The organism is Enterovibrio nigricans DSM 22720, assembly GCF_900167155.1.
Taxonomy (GTDB): domain Bacteria; phylum Pseudomonadota; class Gammaproteobacteria; order Enterobacterales; family Vibrionaceae; genus Enterovibrio; species Enterovibrio nigricans.
In genome coordinates this window covers 1-5,893 of record NZ_FUXU01000136.1, presented here as the reverse complement: position 1 = coordinate 5,893, position 5,893 = coordinate 1, and the positions used below count along the sequence as shown (strand labels likewise).

At 52.0% G+C, this 5,893-nt stretch carries 8 protein-coding genes; 1 reads left to right on the top strand and 7 read right to left on the bottom strand.

Translation table 11 applies throughout. The annotated features are described in order from the left end of the window. The 7 genes from B5D35_RS22410 to B5D35_RS22380 form a co-directional block, all read right to left on the bottom strand. Window positions 1-237: transposase (locus B5D35_RS22410; protein ID WP_139367841.1), on the bottom strand; the 237-nt coding region annotated here is incomplete at its 3' end. Window positions 238-280: 43 nt separating this feature from the next. Beyond that, a complete protein-coding gene (locus B5D35_RS22405; RefSeq protein WP_078754645.1) occupies window positions 281-1,489 on the bottom strand; it encodes an IS91 family transposase in 1,209 nt (402 codons plus the stop codon). An 83-nt stretch (window positions 1,490-1,572) separates the two neighbouring features. Continuing rightward, window positions 1,573-2,391 carry a nucleotidyl transferase AbiEii/AbiGii toxin family protein gene (locus B5D35_RS22400; RefSeq protein WP_078754644.1) on the bottom strand — a complete coding sequence of 273 codons (819 nt, stop codon included), beginning with the start codon at window positions 2,389-2,391 and terminating at the stop codon, window positions 1,573-1,575. Next, window positions 2,357-3,337: a type IV toxin-antitoxin system AbiEi family antitoxin gene (locus tag B5D35_RS22395; RefSeq protein ID WP_078754643.1), complete on the bottom strand. Its 981-nt coding sequence runs from the start codon at window positions 3,335-3,337 to the stop codon at window positions 2,357-2,359. The genes B5D35_RS22400 and B5D35_RS22395 overlap by 35 nt, the downstream gene beginning before the upstream one ends. Before the next feature lie 68 nt (window positions 3,338-3,405). Then, window positions 3,406-3,924 (bottom strand): metal-dependent hydrolase, encoded by a 519-nt coding sequence (locus tag B5D35_RS22390; protein WP_078754642.1) that lies wholly within the window; start codon window positions 3,922-3,924, stop codon window positions 3,406-3,408. Then, entirely contained in the window at window positions 3,924-4,685 is a 762-nt protein-coding gene (locus B5D35_RS22385) for a hypothetical protein (RefSeq protein WP_244556713.1), read from the bottom strand. Before B5D35_RS22385 ends, B5D35_RS22390 begins: the two co-directional genes overlap by 1 nt. Then, window positions 4,675-5,397 (bottom strand): hypothetical protein, encoded by a 723-nt coding sequence (locus B5D35_RS22380; protein WP_078754641.1) that lies wholly within the window; start codon window positions 5,395-5,397, stop codon window positions 4,675-4,677. Before B5D35_RS22380 ends, B5D35_RS22385 begins: the two co-directional genes overlap by 11 nt. Before the next feature lie 225 nt (window positions 5,398-5,622). On the opposite strand from B5D35_RS22380, the gene B5D35_RS22375 reads away from it, so the two are divergent. Beyond that, the coding region (locus B5D35_RS22375; protein WP_139367840.1) for an IS6 family transposase at window positions 5,623-5,893 on the top strand (271 nt) is incomplete at its 3' end.

Genomic DNA, 5,893 nt, shown 5'->3' with positions numbered 1-5,893 from the left:
AGTTTCATCGAGTTGCCACGAAGTGGCCCGGGTTGGCTTCCAGTACCACCGTAACCGACGTTCAATCTCAGGGGCGTATTTCTGCACCCAACGATAGAGAGTGGTGTGGTCGACATCGACACCTCGTTCCTCAAGCATTTCAGCCAGTTCGCGGTAACTCACCCCATACTTGCAGTACCAACGGACGGCCCAGAGGATAACCTGGCCAGAAAAGTGACGCCCTTTGAAATCAGTCATGCTTAATAAACGACGAGGAAGGTGACACTAGATTGCCTGAAACTTAAAACTTTGCAACGGAGCCCGGCCGTCTACTCACCTGTAGTTTCGTCTGCGATATCAACCCACCCACCGTCGAGCCTGAGCGGAACCCGGTGTAAGCCATTCTGCCTGAGCACAGTACGCAGGCATACGGGTCGACCTTCACGTAACCCTTCAGCATCGCGGCATAACCTGGCGCGTCCGGCACCATTGGCGCGGGCTGTTTCAGGGCTGCATACACCCGAGGCAGCATTTCTCCCCGTTTACGGTTCGACAGAAAACCGTAGTATCGCAGCATCTTAAAATGCTTCTCTGGGATGTGCTCAGTGAGCCGACCTATCATCTCCAAGGGAGTCAGTACCATGGACGCTTTCTTTTGAGTCCGGTGGTTGAGGAAAGTGAAGGTGGCCTGACCGCCACGGCTGTAGTGCCGTAGGCGTGAGGCCGTGACCGGGGGACGTTTCAGGTAACGCCCCAGGTAATTCACCGTCTGTTTGTGGTGGCGTGTCTTCTTTGCAAAGTGCACTTTCCAGTAACGTCGGTACTGGCTGCCGAGAAAGCGGGACCAGTCGGTCTCATGACGAATGAAGGGCGCTCCTTCAAATCGCAGTTTCAGCCTAGCATAGTGGCGACGAAGCAGGCGGATAACCGCCGTGCGCCAGCATAGCTCTGTGGGTTTGGCTTTGAAGAAGACCGGTTTCCAGACACCCTGCTTTTTACACAATCCGCCTCGGGTCACTGACAGGTGGAGGTGAACATTCCAGTTCAGTCGCCGCCCGTAGGTGTGCAGGGCGCAGAATATGCCAATGTCGACATCCTGAGTATCAGCCCAGCTGAGAAATACCTTGGCTGCGCAGGCGAACAGGTCATTGAGGAGCCAGCGATTATGCTGGAACACTGTCCAGAGGGTATGGGGTAAGGTCAGGGTGATATGTTGCCATTCGCAGTTGGGCAGGATATGGGTTTGTTGGACTATCCAGCGCTCGGTGGCTTTGACGCCACAACTGGGACAGGCGCGGGACTTACAGGTTTGGTGAAGGTATTTTTCGTGGGTGCAGCCGGGTTTGTCGCAGTGGTATCGGCGAGAGCCGAATGCGGAGGTGCCACAGGCGAGGAATTTGGTGACGTTCTCGATGACGACATCACGGACTTTTCCCATGTTAAGGGCGAGGTAGTCTTCCCACTGATGGTGGTTTAGAAACAGGGCTTTGAGGGCGTTATCGGGCAGCATGGCGAACAAGAATACGCCACCTGTGCCTGTTTAAACAACGGAAACGGATAACGCATTTCAAGTTCCGCCGTAGGCGGCTGATTTTATACCTGACATCCCAGCCAGAAGTCGGCGAGTAGCTGACTCACATTGTCAACCTCAGCCCCGCGATGTGTCGCAGTAATGGCTGCGATAAATGTATCCTGCTTATCGTGATGAAGTCTTTCTAGTGCCTCAAATGTTGAAGGCGTGAGTAATGGTCTTAAATCGAAGCCAAGCAAGTACGCACCTTGCCTTTCGACATCGTATCCGAGCGTTTCACCAGGTACATATTCTTCCCATAAACGGCCATCATGGATCTCATGATAGCGGCTGAGTACGGTGAAAAAATCCGTTGCGTCTTTACGGCTTTCTGCCCCGCGCTCAAGCCAGGCAATCAGCTTTAAAAGAGCAATACCAGGCAGGGAGGCTACCTGGAAAGTGAGATTGTTCCAGACCACGGTCAGGGAGGAATCATATGCTTCCTGAAAGCCGGCAACCGACATCGTAATATCAAAATGAGGTGGCCAGGTGATATCACCTTTAGCGTCTGCCACTGCGCCGAACGGAATAATATCGATAGGTAAACGCGTGACTGGCTCAGTTAACCGATGCTCAATACGGGTAGTTTGCAAGCCTGCCGCTAACAGTTTCTCCCTGAGTGCCCGAAAGGTCTCCCAGTTATCGACCAAAATAGCAGTATCGATATCCCGAGTGGCGCGGATAGGAGGGTAACCATGAATACCATGTAGCACTACATCACGGGCAGTGGCACCGGCGATAAAATAGGATACCTCAAGCTCGTTGATGATCCGTACCAGGCTATCGAGCGCCCGCTCAAATTGCGGGTTAAGGGAGTGACTTAAGGTGTAGGTATTGGTCATTTAAGATCTCTGCTGCTTCTCGGTTGCGGCTATCATTGCTGGCTAGAAGCTCTGCCACAGTGAGCAGTGCTTGGGCGGTAAGGGGTAATGTCAGGCTTTTCCCCCAGAAAGGGACTGCAATCAGGAGTTGCCCATCAATGGAAGGCCGAGCCTGTAGAGCCCGCATTTTTTTCTGCATAGGCTCACGGGTAAACAGCCAATACTCTTCTGGTTCTAAGTAGTTGGTTAACTGTGCCGCAGCGACTTCACCTCCCCAGATGTCACCTTCATCCAGAGTGATGGTTTGCCAGTGAAGTGGTGTTTTTACCCGAAAAGGTGCTAGCTTTCTTCTGAGTACTTGGGGGTACGCGGTCAGCCATTGTTGAATAAGTGTGGGCATATCCAAAAAGCGTCGGGATTTTTTATCTTTTGGGATAGCGTGGATATCGATAAGGTATTTAAACGTTTTACTAACCATCCCCAGCGAAACGCCTGCCTTTTCAGCCACGATTTCATAGGGCTGATTCAGAAGTTCATCGTTAAAAAATAGGACAAACAGGCATTTCATGATCCCTACACTCAATGTTGGACGTGCGTCCTGAACATTTTCCTGTTTCTTCCCTTCTATATGGAGGAAAAATCCGGGCTGAACGATATGGGCATTACCTGCTTCATCAAGATAGTTGATGCCCATTTCTTCACTGTACTGTCGCAAGAAGGCGCTGAGCGAGTTACAGATCAGTAGGGTTTCACGTTGGTGGTGCGTTTGTAGAAAAGCATCCAGTGTGGCTTTGCGGTGAATACGTTTGATTTCCGTATCAAACGTCCGCATTTCCCCCGCTATTTTCAGGGTCACGGTTGCATCCACGCCACTATCCGCCACATCTGCGTCTTGATAATGAATGTCGGCGATCTCAATATGCGCAGGCAGGGCATTCAGTGCTTGGCTCAATATTTGTTCTTTCATTTTTTCACGATTAATATTTTTTCATGACTCGTGAAATTATATCAATCCAATGATATTTTTGCCACTGCCTATATCAATCTGAAGCGATTGGCTTTCCATTCCAGTCCGTCGATAAGTCCTTTGTCATACATGCCACCCCAGTCGTAAAAGAACGGTGCAAAGCCATTTCCGCCCGTTAAATGTGAAAGACCAATGCAGGCGATCACCACCGCTCCTGCGATGGCGTATTCAATCGGATCACCAGTGCGAAACCTGCCGCCGAACAAATGAAAGCGCCGGTCGCTGTAGGGAGAGAACGGTACGCCCGAAACCGTCATGGCATCAGTGACAATGTGACTGACGCCGCCCCAGGCAAAAGCAGCAAGTAGGCCGTGCCAATCCCAAACAAACGTCGCGGCAAGTGCGAAGATCAGCCAGTGGGTGAAGATGTGTGTCGGGCCTCGGTGTTTGATTCGCTTACCCGTCATTTTGACTACCCATTCCATCCAATCTGGCGCAGTGGCACCGGCAACGCAGGCGGCGACATGTGGTGGGGAAATCACGGCGCACATCGCACCGGCGATTAAGGTATGGCTAAACCAGCGCATTAGCCGTTGCTCTCTTTGGCGGTCGGTAACCATGCAAGGCGTTTGAGGTAGTTGTTTACCTCGGGGGCTTTGCCGTCGTCGCACATGGCAGAAAGGGCAAGGCGGTGTTCGGTGACTTTGGCTTCAAATTTGAGGATGTCGCGCTGTGAACTAGCGACGGTTTCAAGGTAGGCGACTTGTTCGGTGATGTTGGCTACGCCTTCGGCCACTCGCGCTTGTGATCGGGCTTCAAGGGAAAGGTACAGCCCCATCATCCGGTACGCATGGTTGCGGTTGGCCATCGCATCCACAAACTCAGCCACAGCGGTTGCGGTGGCTGTGCGGCGCTGGTATTCCCATTGGCGCTCGCGGGCTTGTTCTGTGGTGCTGTATAGCGGCATTTTACCGACAATACCGACGTAGTGCTCGCTGATCTCTGGCCAATTGTTGCTCTCGTATTGATCGAAGCTGGATTTCACGCCGGCAACCAAATCAATATCGAGCTTGAATTTGCTCTTTTCGGGGTAGCAGTTGATCACCGATTGGTAGATAGCATCGGGATCGGCTTTTGGTGCACGTTTGAGTGCCGGTGTCGGCGTGTTGTAGTGCGGACTGTCGCCATGCAGTGTTGGCAGCTGATAGGGTTTGTATTCAGGCGGAGGTGGGACCTTCTCGCGCTTCCATGAAAAATCGAGTGGCCATTCGGTGGTTTTCTCTTCCGCTGCGAATATTGGGAAGGAAAACAGCAAGGCGATGGCAAGCATCGGGGCATTAATCTGCACGTGATGCCCTTCTGCCTGTTCCTAGCATTTGCAGGCCACCCAGCACGGCACCGGCTTCCCATGCGCCAGCCACTATGCACAGCGCGACCAAGGACCAGATCAGCACTTTGGTGTTGTCGTAGCTGACATCACTTTCGAGGTTGGTGATCTGCGGTGTGCGTCTATCCACTAACGGACGAATGGACGGCGGTAATCTGCCCTCTTCACTCACAGCAACGAGCCAGAGCGTAGCTGCGAGCATACACTTTCTGGCGATTTGCGCTTTACGGCCAGTGAGCTTGTGCGCGTCATCGATGAACAGCATGGCATCTGTGTTGGCCAGATACTCGGAAAGCAGGTCGGCTTTTTGCTGCAGGTTGAGTTTATGCCAGGGTGTGACGTTCTCTTCTTTTTCTTTCCATGTGGCATACCATTTGTCGATGTCGTCGATTTCAATCCAGCTTGAAAGCGGCATCAGGCCATCGAGCTTAACGGGCTGGGTTTTCTTGCCCCAAATGTTGTCTCTTGCGTCATAAAGGCGGCTGAGCCATCGGGTTTTTCCTGAGTCGTGTGCGCCGGTGATCAGCTGGCACTTTTTACGCTTCAGCGCGGTTTCTTTTTTAGCAGCATTGGGTGCATACCGGCGCGGTGCATCGACAATTAATGGCGTGACATAAGTGCCGCCACACTTACGGATGCGTTTGCTGTCTGTTCGAAGTTTTAAGTAGCGCATGTCCCTTCCTTGAGTAACCCGTGAGAGTAAGGAAAGGATGCGGCAGCGTTAACCGCTGACGTTGGCTTTATCGAGTGGGTTCATTGCATGGTGTAATTGAAATGTTTGTTGTTAGAGGCCAAGCGCCATGAACGTTTCTGAATGCCGCGATGACAATCGACGGCTCCGTTGCAAAGTTTTAGGTTTCAGGCAATCTAGTGTCACCTTCCTCGTCGTTTATTAAGCATGGCTGATTTCAAAGGGCGTCACTTTTCTGGCCAAGTTATCCTCTGGGCCGTCCGTTGGTACTGTAAGTATGGGGTGAGTTACCGCGAACTGGCTGAAATGCTTGAGGAACGAGGGGTCGATGTCGACTATACAACAATCTATCGTTGGGTACAGAAATACGCGCCTGAAATTGAACGTCGGTTACGGTGGTACTGGAAGCCAACCCGGGCCACTTCGTGGCAACTCGATGAAACTTACGTCAAAGTCAAAGGTCGCTGGATGTACCTTT

Excerpts from the sequence above, each read along its gene's own strand:
- B5D35_RS22395 (WP_078754643.1), bottom strand. The coding sequence starts at position 3,337 with ATGAAAGAACAAATATTGAGCCAAGCACTGAATGCCCTGCCTGCGCAT.
- B5D35_RS22405 (WP_078754645.1), bottom strand. The coding sequence starts at position 1,489 with ATGCTGCCCGATAACGCCCTCAAAGCCCTGTTTCTAAACCACCATCAG.
- B5D35_RS22380 (WP_078754641.1), bottom strand. The coding sequence starts at position 5,397 with ATGCGCTACTTAAAACTTCGAACAGACAGCAAACGCATCCGTAAGTGT.
- B5D35_RS22390 (WP_078754642.1), bottom strand. The coding sequence starts at position 3,924 with ATGCGCTGGTTTAGCCATACCTTAATCGCCGGTGCGATGTGCGCCGTG.
- B5D35_RS22400 (WP_078754644.1), bottom strand. The coding sequence starts at position 2,391 with ATGACCAATACCTACACCTTAAGTCACTCCCTTAACCCGCAATTTGAG.